The 20,640-nt window shown below is 68.2% G+C and carries 20 protein-coding genes; 6 read left to right on the forward strand and 14 right to left on the reverse strand.

Annotated features, from left to right (window positions below; translation table 11 throughout):
• Window positions 1-2 precede the first annotated feature (2 nt).
• Window positions 3-2,273, reverse strand: a complete 2,271-nt coding sequence (gene recG / locus IBX22_RS08175; protein ID WP_194814703.1) for an ATP-dependent DNA helicase RecG — start codon at window positions 2,271-2,273, stop codon at window positions 3-5.
• A gap of 24 nt (window positions 2,274-2,297) precedes the next feature.
• Complete coding sequence (locus IBX22_RS08180; protein WP_309234485.1) at window positions 2,298-3,950, reverse strand: DAK2 domain-containing protein; 1,653 nt, start codon at window positions 3,948-3,950, stop codon at window positions 2,298-2,300.
• A 319-nt stretch (window positions 3,951-4,269) separates the two neighbouring features.
• Between IBX22_RS08180 and rpmB the strand changes: the two genes are divergently transcribed.
• Window positions 4,270-4,458 carry a 50S ribosomal protein L28 gene (gene rpmB, locus IBX22_RS08185; RefSeq protein ID WP_194814704.1) on the forward strand — a complete coding sequence of 63 codons (189 nt, stop codon included), beginning with the start codon at window positions 4,270-4,272 and terminating at the stop codon, window positions 4,456-4,458.
• 55 nt (window positions 4,459-4,513) lie between these two features.
• Here the strand turns inward: rpmB and IBX22_RS08190 are convergent, their stop codons facing one another.
• From IBX22_RS08190 to IBX22_RS08200, 3 genes are read right to left on the reverse strand one after another with little or no spacing between them, the layout of a single operon-like run.
• Entirely contained in the window at window positions 4,514-6,190 is a 1,677-nt protein-coding gene (locus IBX22_RS08190; protein ID WP_194814705.1) for an MFS transporter, read from the reverse strand.
• Window positions 6,191-6,200: 10 nt separating this feature from the next.
• A complete protein-coding gene (locus tag IBX22_RS08195; RefSeq protein ID WP_194814706.1) occupies window positions 6,201-7,619 on the reverse strand; it encodes a condensation domain-containing protein in 1,419 nt (472 codons plus the stop codon).
• Between the two features lie 34 nt (window positions 7,620-7,653).
• Entirely contained in the window at window positions 7,654-8,586 is a 933-nt protein-coding gene (locus tag IBX22_RS08200) for a glucosyl-3-phosphoglycerate synthase (protein ID WP_194814707.1), read from the reverse strand.
• Window positions 8,587-8,905: 319 nt separating this feature from the next.
• On the opposite strand from IBX22_RS08200, the gene IBX22_RS08205 reads away from it, so the two are divergent.
• Both IBX22_RS08205 and IBX22_RS08210 read left to right on the forward strand, forming a co-directional pair.
• A complete protein-coding gene (locus IBX22_RS08205) occupies window positions 8,906-9,397 on the forward strand; it encodes a GNAT family N-acetyltransferase (protein ID WP_194814708.1) in 492 nt (163 codons plus the stop codon).
• Window positions 9,398-9,433: 36 nt separating this feature from the next.
• Entirely contained in the window at window positions 9,434-10,210 is a 777-nt protein-coding gene (locus IBX22_RS08210; RefSeq protein ID WP_194814709.1) for an enoyl-CoA hydratase/isomerase family protein, read from the forward strand.
• A 7-nt stretch (window positions 10,211-10,217) separates the two neighbouring features.
• On the opposite strand, the gene IBX22_RS08215 is transcribed toward IBX22_RS08210, so the two are convergent.
• From IBX22_RS08215 to IBX22_RS08225, 3 genes are read right to left on the reverse strand one after another with little or no spacing between them, the layout of a single operon-like run.
• The gene (locus IBX22_RS08215) at window positions 10,218-10,874 is read right to left on the reverse strand and encodes a response regulator transcription factor (protein WP_194814710.1); all 657 of its coding nucleotides are present in this window, start codon (window positions 10,872-10,874) and stop codon (window positions 10,218-10,220) included.
• A complete protein-coding gene (locus IBX22_RS08220; RefSeq protein WP_194814711.1) occupies window positions 10,865-12,004 on the reverse strand; it encodes a sensor histidine kinase in 1,140 nt (379 codons plus the stop codon). The genes IBX22_RS08215 and IBX22_RS08220 overlap by 10 nt, the downstream gene beginning before the upstream one ends.
• Window positions 12,001-12,657, reverse strand: coding sequence for a DedA family protein (locus IBX22_RS08225; protein WP_375540227.1), 657 nt, complete (start codon window positions 12,655-12,657; stop codon window positions 12,001-12,003). Before IBX22_RS08225 ends, IBX22_RS08220 begins: the two co-directional genes overlap by 4 nt.
• A 159-nt stretch (window positions 12,658-12,816) precedes the next feature.
• On the opposite strand from IBX22_RS08225, the gene IBX22_RS08230 reads away from it, so the two are divergent.
• Window positions 12,817-13,920 (forward strand): serine hydrolase, encoded by a 1,104-nt coding sequence (locus IBX22_RS08230; protein ID WP_228538252.1) that lies wholly within the window; start codon window positions 12,817-12,819, stop codon window positions 13,918-13,920.
• Between the two features lies 1 nt (window position 13,921).
• Here the strand turns inward: IBX22_RS08230 and IBX22_RS08235 are convergent, their stop codons facing one another.
• The 4 genes from IBX22_RS08235 to IBX22_RS08250 form a co-directional block, all read right to left on the reverse strand.
• Window positions 13,922-14,791: an alpha/beta fold hydrolase gene (locus IBX22_RS08235; protein ID WP_194814713.1), complete on the reverse strand. Its 870-nt coding sequence runs from the start codon at window positions 14,789-14,791 to the stop codon at window positions 13,922-13,924.
• Between the two features lie 56 nt (window positions 14,792-14,847).
• Window positions 14,848-15,090, reverse strand: coding sequence for a hypothetical protein (locus IBX22_RS08240; protein ID WP_194814714.1), 243 nt, complete (start codon window positions 15,088-15,090; stop codon window positions 14,848-14,850).
• Between the two features lie 45 nt (window positions 15,091-15,135).
• Window positions 15,136-15,822, reverse strand: a complete 687-nt coding sequence (locus tag IBX22_RS08245) for a uracil-DNA glycosylase (protein WP_194814715.1) — start codon at window positions 15,820-15,822, stop codon at window positions 15,136-15,138.
• A 68-nt stretch (window positions 15,823-15,890) separates the two neighbouring features.
• On the reverse strand, window positions 15,891-16,862 hold the full coding sequence (locus IBX22_RS08250) for a thiamine-phosphate kinase (RefSeq protein WP_194815677.1): 972 nt from the start codon (window positions 16,860-16,862) through the stop codon (window positions 15,891-15,893).
• 167 nt (window positions 16,863-17,029) lie between these two features.
• Between IBX22_RS08250 and IBX22_RS08255 the strand changes: the two genes are divergently transcribed.
• Entirely contained in the window at window positions 17,030-17,683 is a 654-nt protein-coding gene (locus IBX22_RS08255; RefSeq protein WP_194814716.1) for a DUF3515 domain-containing protein, read from the forward strand.
• 24 nt (window positions 17,684-17,707) lie between these two features.
• Here IBX22_RS08255 and IBX22_RS08260 read toward each other — a convergent pair whose 3' ends face one another.
• The gene (locus IBX22_RS08260; RefSeq protein ID WP_194814717.1) at window positions 17,708-18,820 is read right to left on the reverse strand and encodes a D-alanine--D-alanine ligase family protein; all 1,113 of its coding nucleotides are present in this window, start codon (window positions 18,818-18,820) and stop codon (window positions 17,708-17,710) included.
• A 51-nt stretch (window positions 18,821-18,871) separates the two neighbouring features.
• Window positions 18,872-19,885 (reverse strand): NAD(P)H-dependent glycerol-3-phosphate dehydrogenase, encoded by a 1,014-nt coding sequence (locus IBX22_RS08265; RefSeq protein ID WP_194814718.1) that lies wholly within the window; start codon window positions 19,883-19,885, stop codon window positions 18,872-18,874.
• 43 nt (window positions 19,886-19,928) lie between these two features.
• Here IBX22_RS08265 and cofC point away from each other — a divergent pair, with 43 nt between their 5' ends.
• Window positions 19,929-20,606 (forward strand): 2-phospho-L-lactate guanylyltransferase, encoded by a 678-nt coding sequence (gene cofC / locus IBX22_RS08270; RefSeq protein ID WP_194814719.1) that lies wholly within the window; start codon window positions 19,929-19,931, stop codon window positions 20,604-20,606.
• Window positions 20,607-20,640: the final 34 nt, after the last annotated feature.

Here is a 20,640-nt window from a genome sequence, read left to right on the forward strand (position 1 = left end):
CGTCAGGACTTCGCCAGGTATTCCAGACGTTCGGAGTCGACCGCGGCGCTCATCATGCTCGCCAGGCCCGGGTGCTTCTTCAGGCCCGGGTCGGCCTCGACCAGTTCGCGCGCCAAATCCTGTGCGGCGGTGATGACTTCGAGGTCATCGAGCAGCGACAGCAGGCGCAGTGAGCGGGCGGTGCCGGACTGAGCGGCGCCGAGCACGTCGCCCTCACGGCGTTGCCGCAGGTCGAGCACGGAGAGTTCGAAGCCGTCGGTGGTACCGGCGACCGCGTCCAACCGCGCCATGGCCGAACCGACCGGCGAGGCATCGGTGATCAGCAGGCAGAGACCGGCATGCTTTCCGCGGCCGATACGACCGCGCAACTGATGCAGCTGGCTGACACCGAAGCGGTCGGCGTCGACGATGACCATCACCGTCGCGTTCGGCACGTCCACGCCGACCTCGACCACCGTGGTGCAGACCAGCACATCGATGTCCCCGGCGTTGAAATCACGCATCACCTGGTCTTTTTCGTCCGACGGCAAGCGGCCGTGCAGCAGGCCGACCCGGACGTTCGCCAGCGGACCGGCGCGCAGGGTGTCGAAGACGTCGAGGGCGGCTGCGGTGGTCGGGGCTTCCTTCTCCTCGTCCTTCTTGCCCTTTTTCCCCTTGCCCGCTTCCTTTTCCTCATCGTCGCCAATGCGCGAACACACCACGTAGGCCTGGCGCCCGGCCTCGACTTCCTCCAGGATGCGTTCCCACGCCCGGTCGACCCACGCCGGATGCTGTTTGCGCGGAACGACTTTCGAGGTGATCGGGGAACGGCCGCGGGGCAGTTCGGTGAGCGTCGAGGTTTCCAGATCGCCCAGGGTCGTCATCGCGATGGTGCGCGGAATCGGGGTCGCGGTCATCACCAGCAGGTGCGGGCTGACGCCCTTCTTCGCCTTGGCGCGCAACGCGTCTCGCTGCTCGACACCGAACCGGTGCTGTTCGTCGACGATCACCATGCCCAGGTCGAAGAACTCCACCGCGTCCTGGATCAACGCGTGCGTACCGATCACGATGCCCGCCGTACCGGTCACGGCATCCAGCAGCGCCGCCTTCTTCGTCGCCGCGGGCATCGACCCGGTCACCAGCACGACCTTGGTCGAGTCCTCGGCCGCACCCAACTCCCCCGCCGTGCCGAGCTCGCCGAGCATGTTGCGCAGCGATCGATAGTGCTGGGCGGCAAGCACTTCGGTCGGCGCCAACAGGGCGCACTGCTGACCGGCGTCGACCACCTGCAGCATGGCGTGCAATGCCACGATGGTCTTACCCGAACCCACCTCGCCCTGCAGCAGGCGGTGCATCGGCTGCACCTGTGACAGATCGTCGGAAATCTCCGAGATCACCTGCTGCTGACCGGCGGTCAACTCGAACGGCAGCTTCTTCTCGAACGCGGCGGCGATGCCTTCGGTGCGTGGCGGGCACGGCTTGGCGGTCCGGCCGGACACCTCGTGCCGGCGTTCGGCCAGCACCAGCTGCAAGGCCAGCGCCTCGTCGAACCGCAGCCGCTCCTTGGCCTGGTCGATATCGGTCTTGCGCTCGGGCAGATGGATCAACCGCAGCGCATCGGAGACCGCCATCAGCGCGCGCTCGGCCCGAACCTGTTCCGGCAGTGGGTCATCGATCGGATCGAGCTGTTCGAGCACCTGCCGCACACAGGCCAGTAGATCCCAGCTCTGCACCTTCGCCGTCGCCGGATAGACCGGAATGAACTCCCGCTCCATGAACGAAACATCCACGCCCCCGGCGCCTTTCGCGCTCTCGGCGAGCCCGCGCAGATCACCGCCGCCGCGCACCTTGGTGAACGTGCCGACCGAGTCGTCCTCGGCCTCGGGCAGGATCAGATATCCCGGATGCGAGAGGTTCCAGCTGCCGGGCCGCCAGTAGCTGACGGTGCCCGACATCATCGCCCGAAGACCTTCTTTGACAACGTATTTCACCTTGTCACCATTGAAGAAGGTAACCTCGACCGGCTTCCCGGCCCCGGTGTCGAGCTGCACCTTGAGCAGCGAACCGCGGCGGTTGCGCATCGGCTTCAGCTCGGTCTTGGCGATCCGCCCGACCACGGTGATGTGCGCGCCGTCCTCGGGCTCGCTCTCGGTGAGCGGCTGCCCCTGCGTGGCGTACCGCAGCGGATAGTGGCGCAGCAGATCCTCGACGGTGTTCATATCGAAGGCTTCGCCCAGCTTCTCGGCCGCTTTCACGCCGAGGACGTGGTCCAGCCGGTCACCAAGTGTCGCCATGCCGCATTCCCGTCTGTGCCTGATTCATTCGACGCCGATCTGCACCAGATCACCATGCTGCCCACCGGAATACACCGTCACCTCGACACCGGGGAAACCCTGCCCGATGTGCTCGGCCAAGTCGCCGGCCAGCCCGTCCGGTGCGTCCGCGCCCATCAGCAGCGTGACCAATTCACCGCCGAAGCTGAGCATTCGGTCCAGCAGGGTCCGGGCCGCCGCGCGCACATCGTGGTCGATCACCACCACGTCGTGGCCGACCAGGCCGAGACCGTCACCGGCCTCGCAGGTGCCCACCATGGTGAGGGCACGCTCCTGGGCCGCGCGCAGCGAACCCCAGCGGGTCGCGGCGGCCGCTTCGGACATGGCGAAGGCGTCATCGACCGCGATGCGGCCCCGGTCGTGCACGGCGGCGGCCGCCAGGCCCTGGACCATCGATCCGCTCGGGAGCAGCAGCACGTCGCGGTGGGCGTCACGGGCGGCGACACCGACGGCGACGAGTTCATGGGCGGGCAGCGCACCGTTGGGCAGGACCAGGACTTCCCGGTTCGGCATGCTCCGGATCGCGGCGAGGAGCGCCTGCGCGGTGACCGGGTCGTCCCCGAGCACGACCGCACCGGCCGCCTCGAACAAGGCGGCGGCGCCCGCGCCCGCGGCGACCGCGAGGATCCCGCGATCGGCCGGACCACCCGCCGACTCGGCCGCACAGTCGCCAGGTCCGGTGTGGACGGGTGCTGTGACGGCGAAACTCTCGATGCGGATGCGGCTCAGCGTGCCCGCGACCAGACCCGCCTCCACGGCGGCGCCCGCGTCGACACAGTGCACATGCGAGGACCACATTCCGGCGCCGTCGCCGACCACGACCACCGAATCCCCCAATTCGGACAAGCGGTCACGCAGGCGCGCGACACGGTCCTCGTCGGTGTCGGCCAGCAGGTACATCACCTCGAAATGCGGGTCGTCCGCGGCACTTTCCGCGGCGGGCTCGCCGATCGGCTCGGCCACGCTGTCGCGATCGCCCGGCAGATACTCGGGCCGATCCGGCGGTTCACCGGTGGCGACCGTGACCAGCCCGTCCAACAGCACAAGCAATCCGCGCGCCCCAGCGTCGACGACGCCGGCCTCGCGCAGCACACCGAGCTGATCAGGCGTGTCGTCCAGCGCCTTGGCAGCGCCATCGGCGGCGGCTACCGCCACGTCGGCCAGTGCGGTGCCGGGGCAGTCCGCCGCGCAACCGGCCGCATAGTCCAGAACGGTAAGCATGGTGCCTTCGACCGGCACGCTCAAAGATTCGCGGACCAGGGCCGCGCCCCGCCTCAGCGCCAGCCGCAGGGTTTCCGCGGTGAGCGGGCCTTCGCGCACCGCTTCCGCGATGCCACGCAGCACCTGCGTGAGGATGATGCCCGAGTTGCCGCGTGCGCCCGAGGTCGCGCCACGCGCCATGGCGGCGGCGACCTCGGCGGCGGGGATCTGCGTCACATCCGCGGCCACGGTTTCCGCGGCCAATAGCGCCGCGCGCATGGTCGCCAGCAGGTTGGTCCCGGTGTCGGCGTCGGCGATCGGGAAGACATTGAGGGCATTGATCTCGGCACGCCGCGACTCCAGGCCGTCGACGCAGATCCGCCCCCAGCGCAGCAGAACTGCGCCATCGATCACATCCCGCGCTCCGGGCACCGTCACCTCACTTTCCCTGTCGCCGCGTGCTCCCCGCCAGGTTAGCGGGCGTTACCGACACGACCGGGCCTAGACCAGGAGGAGGGGGTGACGGCGGGCAAATGCCCGCCCGCTAGACTGGCTTCCGCACATCGGCCGCTTCGGCCCACCCCCGGACCATCGGTTTGGTGGATCCGGACCGCGTTAGCTACCCTTGCAGGGTTGCCTCGCGCGGCCTTGGCCGGTTCGCGCTGGCCGACGCAAGTCGGCAAGGCATAAGACATTGTTTCCGGACATGCTGCGTCGGTCGCAGCGGTCCCCACTAGACATGAAGGAGTTCGCGACTATGGCTGCCGTCTGCGACGTTTGCGCCAAGGGCCCCGGCTTCGGGAAGTCGGTCTCGCACTCGCACCGGCGTACCAACCGTCGCTGGAACCCGAACATCCAGACCGTGCGCGCGCAGGTTGCCCCCGGCAACACCAAGCGCATGAACGTGTGCACCTCCTGCCTGAAGGCCGGCAAGGTCACGCGCTAAGCATTTACGAGGCAACGCCCCGGCACCCTTCATGGGTGCCGGGGCGTTTCCCTTTTCACAACTGTTTTCGTCGGCGGATCAGCAGTCCGAGGCTCGTCAGCGAGACAAGCACCAGTAGGACGACCACCGTTGCCCGGAAAGCGGTGACGAAGACCGTTCCCGAGAGACTTCGTGCGGCCGCCTGGACCACCGGGGTCACCTGCTCGGCGGTCTTGGCCGCGCCGGGCTGCTGCGCCGAGGCGTTGGAGTGATCACAGCCGTCCGGTGTTCGTTCCGGCGTGGGCGATTGCAGCTGGAGCGTCGCACACCGTGCGAATTCGTCGGCGATGCTCGGCGCGAACGGAGTGACCGTCGTGAGTTGCTGCTGCAGCTGGGGACGCTCCTGGCTCACGGCCGCAGGCGCTGCGAGGGCGATGGCGTGGAAGAACAGGATGCCGATCAGCGCCACCCCGAGGGAGTTCCCGACCTGCTGTGCGGTCGGCACCAGGCCGGAAGCCGAATCGATGGACCGGGGCGGGACGGCCGCGACGACCGCGATCTGCAATCGCGCGGCCGCCGCGCCCACGCCCAGTCCGCCGAGTATCAACGGGATCAGCAGGACCGGCCACGACAGCGTGGCCGGTGACGAGTCCAGCGCCAGCAGCCAGCCGACGAGCAGCACACCGAACAGCGCACAGCCGACCCCGATCATCCGGTTACCGAGCCGCCCGGCCAGCCGGGGTGCGGACAGTGCGCCGATGACCGCGCCCGCCGAGAACGGCAACGTCGCCACGCCCGTGCGCAAAGCGCTGTAGCCGAGCCCGAACTGGAGCGACACCGACATGGTGAACAGGTACGCGCCGAAGACACCGTAGACCACCAGGCAGGCCATGATCCAGCCGAAAAACCTTGGCTCGGTGAACAATCCGGGATCGATCAGTGGTGATCCACCGCGCGCGGACTCGCGCCGTTCATGAACAACGAACGCGGCGAAGATCAGCATCGCCGCGGCCAGCATCGCGAGAATCGGTAGCGACCAACGGTGTTCGCGGCCGATCGAGAGCCCGTAAATGAGCAGGAACAGACCTGCCGTCGCCAGCACCGCACCCATCGCGTCCAGCGGGCACCGCTCGCGCACCACCGACCCGCACAGGTGCCGGGCCGCCAGCACGAGCGCCACCGCACCGGGAATCAGATTCACCAGGAAGATCGAACGCCAGGACAGGTCGAAGGGATTCGTGCCGAGCAGCACACCTCCGAGCAGCGGTCCCAGCATCGCCGCCGTCCCCGCCGTCGCACCGTAGAGCGCGAAAGCGAGATTGCGGCGCGCGGTATCGGCGAACCGCGCGCTGATGATCGCGATCGGTTGCGCTGACACCGCGCCCGCCGCGGCCCCTTGCAACACCCGCGCGGCGATCAGCGCGAGCGGAGTCGGGGCCAAGCCACACAGCACCGAGGCCCCGACGAACACCGCGAGCGCGGCGGTGAAGAACCCGCCGCGACCCCAGCGCATCCCCAGGCGCGCACTCGGCAGCAGTGCGCACGCCAGGGCGACGGTGTACCCGGTGAGCATCAGCGAGGATTCGGCCGAGCTCGCCCCGAGCTCCCGGATGATATCCGGAATCGCGACGGTCACGATCGTCGCGTCGACCATCTGCATGAAGACGGCGATGAACACCGCCACCACCCCGGCCCACACGGTCGATTTCCGGGTGGGACGCGGGGTTTCGAGGGCGGTGGCCAACGCGCTCACGGGTTGCCCATCACGCGACATCCCGCGCGAGCGGGCCGATCCGGGCATGCGCGATCGATTCCATGACCCGCGTCAGCACGTCGCAATAGCGCGTCATCGCCCCGGCGGCGAGTGGGGTGTCCGGGAAAAGGGATGCGGCCCAGATCATGTCGTCGGTGCGCTGTACCCAGGTGTACACCTCCTCGGAGGTGCCCCGGCTGCCGAAGAAGGAGAAGTCGAGCGCGGAGAAAAGCTCGGCGCCGGGCAACTTCCGCAGGTCCAGAAACGACAACATCGGAGCGACCCAGCCGCGCCGGACGTGGAAACCCTCCTGCGCTTCCAGTAACTCCACCACGCGGTGCAGGGAAACGTTCGACAGCCATTTCCCGGCGGTGAAAGCGGCGTCAGCGCGCTGTGCCGTCGCAGCGAAGCCTTCGGCCGGATCGAATTCGAAGTCGATCGGGATCAGGCTGGCATACCAGCCGACGGTGCGCTGCTCGGCCGCACCGGCGCGGGTGTTCTTCGGCGACAGGTTGAAATACCGAGTGCGGCCGGATAATTGGTACTCGGCGTAGGCGGCTGCGGCGAACACACCGGACACCAAGCGCACTCCGGCCCGAGCGCATTCGTCCTCGAAGGCCGCGGCGGATGCACCCGACAGCAGCACGCGCCGATCCGAGGCCGCCGAGGCGGTCACGGTGGCCTCCGGATCCCGCAGCGGCAGCGGGAAACTGGGCAACTTGCCGCCATTGGCCAGAATACGATCGGCCCACTGGGTGATCTGCGGCGACTGTGCCGCGAGCTCGGCTGCTTGCGCGCGTTCCCGCCCGCAGTACTCCAGATAGCTGGCCACCGGCACGTCGGCCAGCCGCGTCGCGGCGGCCGGGTCGAAATACAGCTGGACGACTTCCGCGGCGATGATCCCGCCGGAGACGGCATCGGTGTTGAGGTGGTCGCAGGCCACGACCACGGTGAACGAGCCGCCGTGCTCGATGATCGCGAAGCTGAAGCAATCCCAGCTGGTCGGGCCCGGTGTCACCCGCTGCACGATGCGGCTGATCAGCAAGCCGTCGATCTCGCCCCAGGAATCGGCGACGAGATCGATATCCTCGGCCGCCAGCACGCGTCGCTGAGTCCGGAGTGTGTCATCGATTTCGAACCAGCTGTGGAAGGCGTCGTGCCGGCGCACGACCGCGGTGGTGGCGCGGACCAGTGCCGCGATATCGGGATCACCCGCGAGGGTGAAGGCGCACAGGATCAGCCGATCGAATCGGCGGCCCGACTGCTTGGCGGTACGAGCCATTTCCAGGTAGGCGTCCTGCTGAAACGACGGTGGCGTGTCATCGGTGCGTGCCCGGATGGCCGCCGCTCGCGCGTTCTCGCTGGGACGAATGATCGTCAACCGGCCGCCCTTGGGCCGCCAGTCGTCGATGAGCCCGCTCTGCATCATGAGTTGAGTCCTCCTTTCGTTCCGGAGCCGGCGTTCAGGACGCGATCCGCAGCAGCGAGTTCATCGGGGGCCGATGCTCGGTGTGCAGGGCGGATTCTCGCGGCGCGAAACCTTCTGCGCCGAGCGGGAACTGGACGATGCCGGCGCCCGAATCGGGCAGTCCGCACCGTTCCAGCGCCGTCGCCATAATTTGCCGGCTCATGACACCCAATTCGTGCAGCGGCCGATTGCGGTGCTTACGCACACCCAGATCGACCTGTCCGATGGCCGACGGCCCGTAGGTGTCGTAGACATCGATCAGCAGACCGATTTCGACGCCGTAATGCGGTGCGAAGTAAAGCCTTTCGAGCGCATCCCGGGTCGCGGCGTATTCGCCGCCCAATGGTTGCACCACATGGCGCAGGCCGGGCCGCAGCGCCGCCAGCAGGGGCCGTGCGACGAGTTCGGTCACCCGGCCGCCGCCGGATTCGTCGAATGTCTCGCCGACGAGCAACGGCCGACGGTAATAGGCCTTGCTGAAGACGAGGGATTCATCCAGCAGCAGCGGCCCGATGAGTTTGGGCACGAATTGCGGATCCGGATCGATGAGATCGGAATCCATGAACATCACGATGTCGCCGGAGGCTACCGCCAGGGAACGCCACAGCACCTCGCCTTTGCCGGGCACGGGTGGATGGTCGGGCAGTACTGCCTCCCGGCTCACCACGGTCGCGCCGGCGGCGGCGGCGACGCGCATCGTGGCATCGGAGGAGCCGGAATCCATCACGATCAATTCGTCGACCAGTCCGGCGGGCAGGCATCGCACCGCGCGGACGACATCGCCCACGGTGGCTTCCTCGTTCAGCGCGGGCAGCACCACCGACACCGTTCGCCCGCGTTTCGCGGCAATCAGGTCCGGCACGCTCCAATGCGGTGTGGACCAGGTGCGAATATCGCCGTGGAATTCATTCATCAACAGATCGGCCATTTCGACCACCTATCAAAAGAGAAGTGCTTTTGCGGAGGTACCGGGTGAGCCGCAGACTCGCACTCATTGCGAACCACGGCAAGGGTTTTCGGAAGTGGCCCTGATCACTTCGCCGCCCGGTGAAATTGGAGATCGAGAATCGCGGCGCTGCGATGATCGGACACTACAACTCGTTTGCAAGGCTGAATATCTGCGAGAGGAACCTTTCAGGCGGAAGTAACCTTCCATTAACCAATTTGGGTATAGTCCCGGCAATTCGGGCACGGACGCCGGGGCGCGAGAGTGACGGCAATCGCACTGTGCGGGATACTTCTCAGCCATGAACCGCTGGCAGATCCGCCCGCTCACGGCCGAGCACACGCGTGGCCTGGCGGAATGCCACATCGCGTGCTGGCGTGCGGCCTATCAGGGGCTGGTGCCCGAGCACGTGCTCGCGGCCTTCGACGTGGAGCGGCTGACCCAGCGGTGGGAGCGTGACCGGATCAGGAATCCCGGCTGCCTGCATGTGGCGGTGGTCGACGACACCGTCATCGGATTCGCCGTAGCCGCACCGAACCGCGGCGAAACCGCAGTCGCCGCCATCGAGCTCAACGCCATCTATGTGCGGTCCCCTTGGCACGGCACCGGAGTCGCGGACGAACTACTCCAGGCCGCGGTCGACCCGGCAGCCTCGTGTTCGCTGTGGGTCTTCGAGGAGAACCCGCGCGCCCAAGCCTTCTACCGCAAACACGGTTTCGAGCTCGACGGCGCCCGCAAGGTGGAGGAATTCAGCCCGGCCATGCAGGTCCGCATGGTGCGCCCCGGCCGCTGAAACCCGTCCCACCTCGGGCCCATTAGTGTGCAGGACATGAGCACCGAATACGTGTCGATCGCCGACGGCGTCCTGCAGATCACCATCGCCACCTCCGCCGCGGGCACGTCCATGGACTTCGCCGGGATCGAGGCGGGCACCGCCGCGCTGAAGGGCCTCGACCCCGAGGTGGGTGCGGTGCTGCTCACCGGAACCGGCGCGAACTTCTGCGCGGGCGGCAACGTGCGCGGATTCGCCGCCGCCGAGGACCGCTCCTCCCATATCCACGCCCTCGCCACGACGCTGCACGATTTCGTGCGCGCCCTCGACGCCACCCCGGTGCCCGTGGTGGTCGGGGTGCAGGGCTGGGCCGCCGGCGCGGGCATGAGCCTGGTCTGCGCCGCGGACATCGCCATCGGCGGCCCCTCCACCAAGCTGCGGCCCGCCTACCCGGGTATCGGCCTGAGCCCCGACGGCGGCATGTCCTGGACCCTGCCGCGCATCGTCGGCCTCGGCCGGGCCCGCGAAATCCTGCTCACCGACGCGGTTCTCGACGCCGACGAGGCGGCGCGTCTCGGTCTCCTCAGTCGCTTGGTCGCCGATGACGAAGTCCGCGCCACGGCCCTGACCCTGGCCCAAACCCTCGCCGCCGGACCACGTTCCACCTACGCCACCATGAAAACCCTGCTGGCCCAGTCGGTCTCCGCGTCGTTGAGCAATCAGCTCGACGCCGAACGCGACGCCATCGCCGCCGCCGCGAGCACTCCGGCGGGGACCGAAGGCGTCGACGCGTTCGTGGAGAAGCGCAAGCCGGACTACACCAAGGCGAACTAGCCGCGGCTCAGCCGTCGGACGCGTCGGCGCGCAGGTACTCCAGGATCGCCAGCACGCGGCGATTGTGCGCGGCGCCCGGCGGCAGGTCGAGCTTGGTGAAGATCGCGTTGATGTGTTTCTCCACCGCGCTGCGGGTGATGTACAGCTCGTCGCAGATCGCGGAATTGCTGTGCCCCTCCGCCATCAGCGTGAGTACCGTGCGCTCGCGCTCGGTGAGGCGATTCAGCGGCGATTCGGCGCGGCTGTGCAGCAGCAGCTGCCGCACCACCTCCGGATCGAACGCGGTGCCGCCGGCGCCGACCCGCTCGATGGCGTCGAGGAAGGCGTCGATCGCCGAAACTCGGTCCTTGAGCAGATATCCGATGCCGCCGGTGCCGGTCAAAAACTCTGTCGCGTAACGCCTTTCGATGTACTGCGAGAGGACGAGAACGGCTACGCCCGGCCAGCGGGCCCGGATCTCCAGCGCGGCCCGGATGCCTTCGTCGATATGGTCGGGCGGCATCCGGACATCGGCGATGACCAGATCGGGTTGCCGAATCCCCACGGCGGCAAGCAGTTCGGTGGCGGTGCCGACCGAGTCGATGATCTCGTGGCCCTCCGCGGTGAGCAATTGGGCGATGCTCTCGCGCAGCAGCGCGGAGTCGTCGGCCAGCGTTATGCGCACGGCACCTCCACTCGAATAGTCGTCGGGCCGCCCGCCGGGCTGTCGATCGCCATCGTCCCGTCGAGTGCGGTGATCCGCGCGGCGATGCCGCTGAGGCCGTGGCCCATCGGATCCGCCCCACCGTGGCCGTCGTCGCGGACGACCATGGTGAGTAGACCCGCACCCTGCGTGACCGCGATGTCGACGCGCTGCGCCGCGGCATGCTTGATGACGTTCGTGATCGCCTCGCTCGCAGTGAAATAGCACGCCGACTCCACCAGCCGGGGCGGCCGTTGTGTGACCCGGTAGTCGACGTGCGTCGGCACCGGCGTGCGATCGGCCAGGGCGTCCAACGCGCTGCGCAGTCCGTCGCGGTCCAGCATGGCGGGATAGATCCGCCAGGAGACCGCGCGCAGATCGTCGAGGATATTGCGCGTCTCCGCGAGGGCCCGGCGATGCATATCGGCCCGCTCCCCCGGTTCGGTTTCACGTTCGGCCCGGCCGAGCAGAATCGACAGGGCCACCACGCGTTGCTGGACACCGTCATGGATATCCCGTTCGATGCGCCGTCGCTCCTCGTCGATCGCGTCGATCACCTCGGCCCGCGCCGAGGTCAGCCGGACGACGCGCTGCTCCAATTCACCAGAACCCGGCCGGGAGAACAGATTCCACAGGCGCACCTCCATGCCGACCAGGCCGACGAGCCCCTGCCCGCCCAGGTAGCCCAGCACCAGGCCGGGCAGCATCAGCACGGCGACGGTCGTCCACGTCACCCGGCCGGGCTCCGGGGCGTCCATGAGCGGGACCGCGCCGCCCGTCGCGGCGCCGATCAGCACGCTCACCGTGACCACGATCCCCGCGCCGATCATCGCCAGAATGATCGCGGTCAGCGCGCCGACCAGCGCGCGCACCGCCAGGTACCCCGCCGCACGAGGACCCGCCGGACGACCGCGCAGCCCGGCGCTCGCCAGCTGCGCCAGCCTGGCCTGCTCCAGCGCGACGACCGGCCCCGACGCGCGCGGTGAGAACAACCCGCCGAGTGCGCCGGCGAGGTCCACCGGGATCATCAGCACACTCAGCCCCAGGCCCATGGCGACCTGGCCCGCGCGGCGCGCTCCCCGGGGCGGGATCGCGGTGGGCGGTGTCGTCATCCCCCGATTCTCTCGTGCCGCCCGCGCCGCGGCCCACGCACCCGGCGCACCACGAAGATCGTGACGGCGACCAGGACGGCGAGGATCACGAACTTCTGCAATACGTCGGCGTAGAGCTGCACCGCGTCCCAGTTCTCGCCGAGGTAGTAGCCCGCGAGCACGAAGATCGAGTTCCAGATCAGGCTGCCCGCGGTCGTGAGCGCGGTGAAGCGGACCAGGTTCATTCGCTCGATGCCGGCCGGTATCGAGATCAGGCTGCGAAACAGCGGGATCATCCGCCCGAAGAAGACCGCCTTGGTGCCGTGCCGCTCGAACCAGGCCTCGGCTTTGTCGACGTCCGAGACACGCATCAGGGGCATCCGCGCCACGATGAGCCGCAACCGGTCGCGGCCGAGCAGCGCACCGAGGCCGTAGAGCACGAGGGCGCCGACGACCGAGCCCGCCGTCGTCCACAGCAGCGCCTCGGCCAGGCTGAATTCGCCCCGGCTGGCAGTGAATCCGGCCAACGGCAGGATCACCTCACTCGGCAACGGCGGGAACAAGTTTTCCAGGGCGATCGCGATGCCCGCCCCGGGACTGCCCATGGTCTCCATTACCCGCACCGCCCAGCCTGCGATTCCGGAGAGTTCGCTACCGGTTGAATCCATTGCCATATCCATGTTCTCGACGCTACGAATGCCGTGCGGCCCGGACACTGGTGCGAGCCACCCGGCGCCGGCGGTGCACCCGCACCCGGCGGGGTGTGGTTTTCCGCAGTAAGGCGAGGGGCTTACCGCATCGTCATCGCGGCGGCCGGTCCTTAGCGTCGAGGCATGCGGAAGAAGCTGTTTCGAATCGCGATGCTGGCAGGCGCGGCCATCCTCGCGTCGGTGCTGATATTTGTGCTGGTCCTCGTCACGCAGCGCGAGCAGGTCCTCGCCTTCACCGTGCGGCGTACGGCCGGATGGACGAATACCGACGTGGTGCTGCGGGTTTCGGATTCGGGCCGATCGCAAGTGTGGGTGTCGAACGGCACCGGTGTCACGCACGACGGACCGCTGGGTGATACCAGCCGCTTCCGAATCGGCAGTATCACCAAAACCTTCGTCGCCACGGTGGTGCTCCAACTGGTGGACGAGGGCCGAATCACGCTGGACGGCACGATTGCCGACCAATTGCCTGACGTTGTTCCCGGCGGGGAGCGAATCACGGTGCGGCAGTTGCTCAACCACACCAGCGGCCTGTACGACTACATGAAGAACCCTGGCATGTCGACCAATCGCTGGCGCGGCGCCGAGCGCTTCACCGGATACCGGCCACAGCAACTGCTGGACTCGGCTTTTCGCCAGGAGCCCTATTTCGCACCCGGTAGCCGGTTCCGCTACTCCAACACCAACTACATCGTGCTGGGGACGCTGATCGAACACGTCACGGGGAACGGCTATGGCGACGAGATCACCCGCCGAATCCTGCACCCATTACAGCTGTCCCACACCACTATTCCGGGTGCCGACCCAGCCATACCGGCCCCGGCGATCCGCGCCCACCGAACACTCGACGACGGCACAACCGCCGATGTCACGGAGATGAATCCCGCACTGGACTGGGCAGCGGGCGAAATGCTGTCCACCACAGCAGATCTCGACACTTTTCTCGGTGCTCTGCTCACCGGCAGGCTGACGAGTGAACGGTCGCTCGCCGAGATGATGCGGACGGTGCCGATGGGCCTGGGATTCCACTACGGCCTCGGCCTCCAGCGCTTCGAACCGCCGTGCGGCGAGCCGGTCTGGGGTCACGGCGGCGAACTGCTCGGCTACCTGGCCTTCGCCTATCGGTCCGTCGCGGGACGATCCATGTCCATGGTCATCGCCTCCGCTCATTCCTCGGACGCGATACCCCTCTACGCGACCGTCACCGCGACATTCTGCCTCGCCTGAACTAGGAGGCGTCCAAGACGAACTGGGCGACGGCGTCGGTGAAGGCGTCGTTGTCGTCGCCGGCGGCGGTGTGTGCGGCGCCGCCGATTTCGGCGATCTGGACGTGCGGGACGAGTTCCTGGAACTGCGCCGCGCCCTCGGCGCTGACCACGTCCGAGCGCAGGCCGCGCACCAGCAGCACCGGCATGGTGAGCTCGCGGGCAGCGGCTTCCATATCGCCGATCATCGCGGTCGGGTCCTCGACGCGGTCACGCAGCATGTCCGGATCCCAATGCCAGTAGAAGCGGCCGTCGCGTTCCCGCAGATTGCGCATGAGGCCCTCGGTGCTCTTCGGGCGCGGGCGGTGCGGGAGGTACTGGGCGACCGCCGCGGCGGCCTGGTCGAGGGTGTCGAAGCCGTCGCGGTGCTTGCCGAGAAAGTCGAGCACGCGCGAAACGCCTTCTTGCTCCGGGCGAGTGACGATGTCGACGAGGACGAGCGCGCGGATCGGCGCGCCGGGTACCGCGGTGGCGATCAGACCGGTGATGCCGCCCATGCTCGCGCCGACGACGACCGCGCCGTTCTCGGGGGTCGCGCCGAGCTGATCGAGCACGGCGAGCAGGTCGGCGACCATGGTGGAGCGCTTGTAGTCGCGGTCGGGAGCCCACTGGCTGTCACCGTGCCCGCGGGCATCGAGAGTGACCACGCGCATTCCGGCCGCACCGAGCTTCGCGCCGGTCTGCTTCCAGGAATGCCGGGTCTGGCCGCCGCCGTGCAGGAAGACGACGAGCGGGCCGTCCGCCGGACCGAATTGGCCGGCGGCCAGCTCGATTCCACCCGAGCCGGTCAGCGCCAGCCGATCCGGCTCGAGCAGATTGTTCGCGTTACTCACAATCTGAGCATCGCACAGCGAGAATCGAGACTTACATGAGCCTCACCCTATGGAACTCAGCAGTCGAGCTTGTGGCCGCTCAGGGTGTTCTGGAAGATGCAGGCGATTCTGGCGTTCACCGAGGCGGAGATGGTGGACGAGCCGGTGGAGGTCATCTGCTCCGAGACCGGGACCGTGGTTTCGGGCGCGGCGGGCTCGAGCTTCAGTGGCTCGGCGCTCGCGGCGGCACTACCACCGGCCAGGGCGGCGCACAGGGCGAAGGCGGCGGTGGCGCCACGGAGGGCGGTTCGGGTCTGCATCAAAGAGCTCCTCAATCGGTTATCGGTGGTGCGATCGTGCGGTGGTCAGGGCAGCCGCCAGTCGACGGGTTCGGCTCCCAATTCGTCGAGCAGTTCGTTCACCCGCGAGAACGGCCGGGATCCGAAGAACCCGCGCGAGGCGGACAGCGGTGAGGGGTGCGCCGATTCGATGAACGGCACCTCGGCCGCGGTCAGGGTCGGCTTCAAAGTTGAAGCGTCACGGCCCCAGAGGATAGCCACGAGTGGCGCGTCCCGCGCGACGAGCGCGCGAATGGCCTGCTCGGTCACCACTTCCCAGCCCTTGCCGCGGTGCGAGGCGGGCGCACCCGGACGCACCGTCAGCACGCGGTTCAGCAGCAGCACACCCTGATCCGACCATGGGCTCAGATCGCCGCAGGACGGCGCGGGATGGCCGAGATCTTTGGCCAGTTCGGCGAAGATATTGGACAGGCTGCGCGGAATCGGCGAAACATCCGGCGCCACAGAGAAACTCAGGCCCATCGCATGCCCCGGCGTCGGGTACGGGTCCTGGCCGACGATCAGTACGCGCACGTTCTCGAACGGCCGCTGGAAGGCGCGCAGCACGTTCTCACCGGCGGGTAGATAGCCGTGGCCCTCGGTGTTCTCGGTGCGTAAGAACTCACCCATGGTCCGGATCTGATCCGCGACCGGCTCCAGTGCCTGCGCCCAGCCCGGATCCATGATTTCCGCCAATGGTTTCTGCGCGCCCATGACCGCACAACCTAATCGGCGCGGCGGGCCGAAGTCCAACCGACTCCGCATCCGATGTGGGGCCAGGCCTACCGGCGGTCCGAGTCCGCCCCACTGAACGATTCCCAGCCGCCGTTGCCGGGCTGTCGCAAACCGTCCACGGTGACGCCCTGACCGGCCAGTGCCCGCCCGATCCGCCGCCACCCCAGCGGCAGTTCGGAGCCCGGCGGCCAGGCCGCGACGAACGCGTGGTCCTCGCCCCCGGCCAGAACCCATTGCGCCGCATCGACATCCAGCGCGACCTCGACCGCGAGACGTTCGGCCAGCGCCTCCAGCGCCGGATCCCACAGCGCGGCCGAATCCAGATCGATGGCGATTCCGGAGGCGTCGGCGATATGCCCGAGATCGGCGAGCAGTCCGTCGGAGACATCGGTCAGCGCGTTCGGCCGGGACGGCTCGTCCAGCACGGCGCCGTAGGGCGGGCGCGGAGCGCGGTGCGCGGCAACCAGATCCGCGGACGGTTCGATCTCGGCCCCGGCGGCGAGTACCGCCAGACCCGCGCCCGACCAGCCCAGCCGGCCCGCCACCGCGATCACATCACCCACGCGCGCACCGGATCTGGTGATCGGCGGGTGACCGCGCAGGTCACCGAACGCGGTCACCGAGATCACCAGGCGGGGGCTGCGCACCAGGTCACCACCCGCGATGGAACCACCGGCGCGACCGGCTTCGGCCCACATCCCTTCGGTCAGTCCGTCGACCACCTCCACCGGCGTTTCGGCGGGACACCCCAGCGCCACCACGAACGCGGTCGGCGCCGCACCCATGGCGACCACGTCGGCGGCATTCTGCGCGATTGCCTTCCGGCCGATGTCGTGCGGGCTCGACCAGTCCAGCCGGAAATGCCGCCCCTCGATGAGCATGTCGGTGCTGACCACGAACCGGCCGTCCGGCGCGGCCACCAGCGCGGCGTCGTCACCCGGACCGAGCAGCACCGCCGGCGCCTGCACGCGCCCCGCGTTGATCCGCTCGATCAGCGCGAACTCCCCGAGCTCCCGCACCGTCTGCGGCCGCACCCGGCCCAGCGGCTCCGTCGGATCCACGGCTTGCCATCCTCCACTGCTGTCGCTGATGACCCGCCCCTTCCGGCGTCGTACTGGCTGAAATCCGGACGACGGTACATTGTCCAGGGCAATCGAGACTACCGAGCAGGGAAGGACCGGCACACATGGCGGCGCAGGAGCCGGACAGCGATTCGGAACCGAGGATCGACAAGACCGCCAACGAGGCGGAGTCGGCCCCCGGTTTGTCCAAGCCGGAAAACAGCCCGGCCGAGGAGCCCCGCGCGCACTCGTACCCGCCCGCCTTGGTCGCCAGCGCTGTCGCCTTGCCGATCATGCTCGTCGTCGGCGTCCTGGTCGCAGCGGTCATGGCCAGCCGCGGCCCAGTCGAACGCGACCCCCTGGTACTCGGCCCCGTCCCCGCGCCCGCCGCAGAGGGCCCCGCCTGCACCGCCCTGCTGCCCACCCTCCCCTCAACCCTCGGCGACTACACCCACTCCCAACTGGTCGACCCACAACCCCCAGGCACCCGCGCCTGGCAGCTCCCCGAAGGCGGCAACCCGATCGTCCTACGCTGCGGCCTGGACCGCCCCCTCGACTTCAACCGCGCCTCTGGCCTGCAAATCGTCAACGGCGTCCAGTGGTTCGAAGCCCGCGACCAAACCGCAAAAACCAGCACCTGGTTCGCAGTCGACCGCGAAACCTATGTGGCCCTGACAGTCCCCGACGGCTCCGGCCCCACGCCACTGCAAGAGGTCTCGGACACGATCAAGAAGGCCATGCCGGAGAAGCCAATCGATCCGGGCCCCATACCCAACTGACCTACCCCGCGAACGCGCGCTGGATCAACGAAGACCAGTTCCGCGCGCGATCGCAGTATCGATCAGCGTGGAAATCAGTGTGGTGTAGTCGATTCCGGTCGCCTCCCACATGCGCGGGTACAGCGAAATCGAAGTAAACCCCGGCATCGTGTTGATCTCGTTGATCACCGGACCGTCCGCGGTGACGAAGAAATCCACCCGCGCCAGCCCCTGGCAGTCCAGCGCCCGGAAGGCCTGCACCGCGAGTTCCCGGATCTGGTCCGACATCTCGTCGTCCAGCTTGGCCGGCACATCGAATTCGCAGACGTCATCGATGTATTTGGTGTCGAAGTCGTAGAACTCCGGCGTGGTCGCGTCGGCTTCGGGCATCAGGATCTCGGCGACCACGCTGGCCTCGATGCGACCGTCCGGGAATTCCAGCACCGCGCACTCGACCTCGCGGCCGACGATGCCCGCCTCGATGATCACCTTCGGATCGTGTTCGCGCGCAAGGCCGATGGCGGCCTCCAGATCGTCCCAGTCGGTGACCTTGGTGATGCCGATGGACGACCCCGCCCGCGCGGGCTTCACGAATACCGGCAGTCCGAGCCGGTCGCGCTCGGTGTCGGTGAGCGTTTTGGTGCCGGGCCGCAGCACGACCTGGACGCCGACCGGCAGTCCCTCGGCGGCGAACAGCTTCTTGGTGAATTCCTTGTCCATGCCCGCCGCGCTGGCCAGCACGCCCGGCCCCACATACGGCACGCCCGCCAATTCGAGCATGCCCTGCAGGGTGCCGTCCTCGCCGAAGGGTCCGTGCAGGATCGGGAAAACCACGTCGACCGAACCGAGTTCGGCGACCGGCGCCTCGTCGAGGGCCACCAGCTGACCTGCCCGCTTGGGGTCGGTGGTCAAGGTGAGCGCGGCGCCCGCGGCGTTCACCGACGGCAGCGCGGCCTTACCGTCGGCGTCCGGCAGTCCCATCGCGGCGACCTCGGAACCGCCCAGCACCCAACTGCCTTCGCGGGTGATGCCGATCGGCACCGCCTCGTACTTGTCCGGGTCCAGATTGCGCAGCACGCTGCCGGCGGACCGGCACGACACTTCGTGCTCGTTGCTGCGTCCGCCGAAGACCACAGCCACCCGGATCCGGTTCGTCATGGCTGAAACCGTACCCGGTCTGGGCGGCCGTAATCCTCCTGGCCCAGACGATTAACGCTCCGGTTTGATCTGCCTGCCGAGCAGGATCCCGACCGCCTCGGCCACCGACACACCCTCATGACAGACCTGGTGCACGGCATTCGTCAGCGGCATCTCCACCCCGTGCACCTCGGCCAGCGCCCGCACCGATGTGCAGGACTTCACACCCTCCGCGACCTGGCCATGAGTGGCTTCCTGGGCGGCGTCCATGGACTTACCCTGGCCGAGCACGTATCCGAAGGAATAGTTGCGCGAGTCCGAGGAAGTGCAGGTCGCCACCAGATCGCCGACCCCGGCCAGTCCGGCCAGGGTGACCGGGTCCGCGCCGACCGCCACCCCGAGCCGCATGACCTCGGCGAGACCCCGGGTAATCAGGCTGGCCCTGGTGTTATAGCCCAGACCCATACCCGAGGCGATACCGGTCGCGATCGCGATGACGTTCTTACAGGCGCCACCGATCTCCGCGCCGATCACATCGGTGTTGGTGTAGGGCCGGAAGTATCCGGTGGCACAGGCGCGCTGCACCGCAGCAGCACGGTCGGCGTCGGAACAGGCGACCACCGCTGCCGCGGGCTGCCCGGCCGCGATCTCACCGGCCAGATTCGGCCCCGAGAGCACCGCGATCCGGCTCGGATCGTTGCCGGTGACCTGCTCGATCACCTGACTCATCCGGAGCAGAGTGCCGGTCTCGATGCCCTTGGCCAGGCTCAGCAGGGTGGCGTCCTGCCCCGCCACCGCCCGCTCCAGCGCGCTGTTCCACTTCTCGAGATTTGCCCGCAAAGTCTGAGACGGGACCGCCAGTACCACGATCTGCGCACCCTCGAGCGCCTCCTCGTGATCGGAAGTCGCAGCGACCGCGGGCAGTTGCACATCGGTGAGATAGGACGGATTGCGATGCTCGGTGGCCAGTGCGTGCGCGACCTCGGGCCGGCGCGCCCAGATCGTCACCTCCGTGCCCGCGTCTGCCAATACCTTCGCGAACGCGGTCCCCCACGAACCCGCACCCATTACTGCCGCCCTTGTCATCTGCCCAATATGCCATGCGGGATGGCATGGAAGGATTGGCCTTATGCGTCCGCACTCCGTGCACGCCGTGATCGCCGTGAAGAACCTCGATCTGGCCAAGAGCCGACTGGCCGACCGCCTGCGCCCCGAACACCGGGCGCGGCTGGTGCTCGCCATGCTGGCCGACACCGTGACCGCCGCGGTGGCGGTGCCGCGGATCGGCTCGGTCACCGTGGTCACCCCGGATCCGGCGGTCGCGGCCCTGACGCGCGGCCTCGGCGCGGTCGTCCATCCGGAGCCGCGGACGGCGGCCGATCTGAACAGCGCGCTCGCCGATGCGGCCGCAGCCCTGCGGGCCCAGCACGGACCTGTCGAACTGCTCGCCCTCCAGGCCGACCTACCCGCGCTGTGCCCGGACGAACTCGCCGACATGCTGTCCACCGCCCCCGCCGGAAAGCGCTCTGTCGTCGTCGATCACGCGGGCACCGGCACGGCCGCCCTGTTCGTCGGCGACGGCACCTTGACACTGGATCCACGCTTCGGCCCCGACTCGGCGCGCGCACACCGCGCCGCGGGCGCCATCGATCTGGTTGGTGACTGGCCAGGGCTACGTCTGGATGTCGACACCGCGGCCGATCTCGACGCCGCCGTCGCGCTCGGCGCCGGCGCGGCCACTCGTGCTCTCCTGCGTGAAATCAGCTGGTCGCCCGAGGTTCACGAAGCTGTTCGCCGCGTGTGCTAGTTGATCGCCAACGGACGTGAGACGCACTGCATTG

Origin of the sequence: Nocardia sp. XZ_19_385 (genome assembly GCF_015355755.1) — a bacterium.
Classification (GTDB): domain Bacteria; phylum Actinomycetota; class Actinomycetes; order Mycobacteriales; family Mycobacteriaceae; genus Nocardia.

Bases quoted from the DNA above. Each gene is read 5' to 3' on its own strand.
- recG (WP_194814703.1), bottom strand. From the start codon at position 2,273: ATGGCGACACTTGGTGACCGGCTGGACCACGTCCTCGGCGTGAAAGCG.
- rpmB (WP_194814704.1), top strand. From the start codon at position 4,270: ATGGCTGCCGTCTGCGACGTTTGCGCCAAGGGCCCCGGCTTCGGGAAG.
- IBX22_RS08195 (WP_194814706.1), bottom strand. From the start codon at position 7,619: ATGATGCAGAGCGGGCTCATCGACGACTGGCGGCCCAAGGGCGGCCGG.
- IBX22_RS08200 (WP_194814707.1), bottom strand. From the start codon at position 8,586: ATGGCCGATCTGTTGATGAATGAATTCCACGGCGATATTCGCACCTGG.
- IBX22_RS08205 (WP_194814708.1), top strand. From the start codon at position 8,906: ATGAACCGCTGGCAGATCCGCCCGCTCACGGCCGAGCACACGCGTGGC.
- IBX22_RS08210 (WP_194814709.1), top strand. From the start codon at position 9,434: ATGAGCACCGAATACGTGTCGATCGCCGACGGCGTCCTGCAGATCACC.
- IBX22_RS08220 (WP_194814711.1), bottom strand. From the start codon at position 12,004: ATGACGACACCGCCCACCGCGATCCCGCCCCGGGGAGCGCGCCGCGCG.
- IBX22_RS08225 (WP_375540227.1), bottom strand. From the start codon at position 12,657: ATGGCAATGGATTCAACCGGTAGCGAACTCTCCGGAATCGCAGGCTGG.
- IBX22_RS08230 (WP_228538252.1), top strand. From the start codon at position 12,817: ATGCGGAAGAAGCTGTTTCGAATCGCGATGCTGGCAGGCGCGGCCATC.
- IBX22_RS08240 (WP_194814714.1), bottom strand. From the start codon at position 15,090: ATGCAGACCCGAACCGCCCTCCGTGGCGCCACCGCCGCCTTCGCCCTG.
- IBX22_RS08245 (WP_194814715.1), bottom strand. From the start codon at position 15,822: ATGGGCGCGCAGAAACCATTGGCGGAAATCATGGATCCGGGCTGGGCG.
- IBX22_RS08255 (WP_194814716.1), top strand. From the start codon at position 17,030: ATGGCGGCGCAGGAGCCGGACAGCGATTCGGAACCGAGGATCGACAAG.
- IBX22_RS08260 (WP_194814717.1), bottom strand. From the start codon at position 18,820: ATGACGAACCGGATCCGGGTGGCTGTGGTCTTCGGCGGACGCAGCAAC.
- IBX22_RS08265 (WP_194814718.1), bottom strand. From the start codon at position 19,885: ATGACAAGGGCGGCAGTAATGGGTGCGGGTTCGTGGGGGACCGCGTTC.
- cofC (WP_194814719.1), top strand. From the start codon at position 19,929: ATGCGTCCGCACTCCGTGCACGCCGTGATCGCCGTGAAGAACCTCGAT.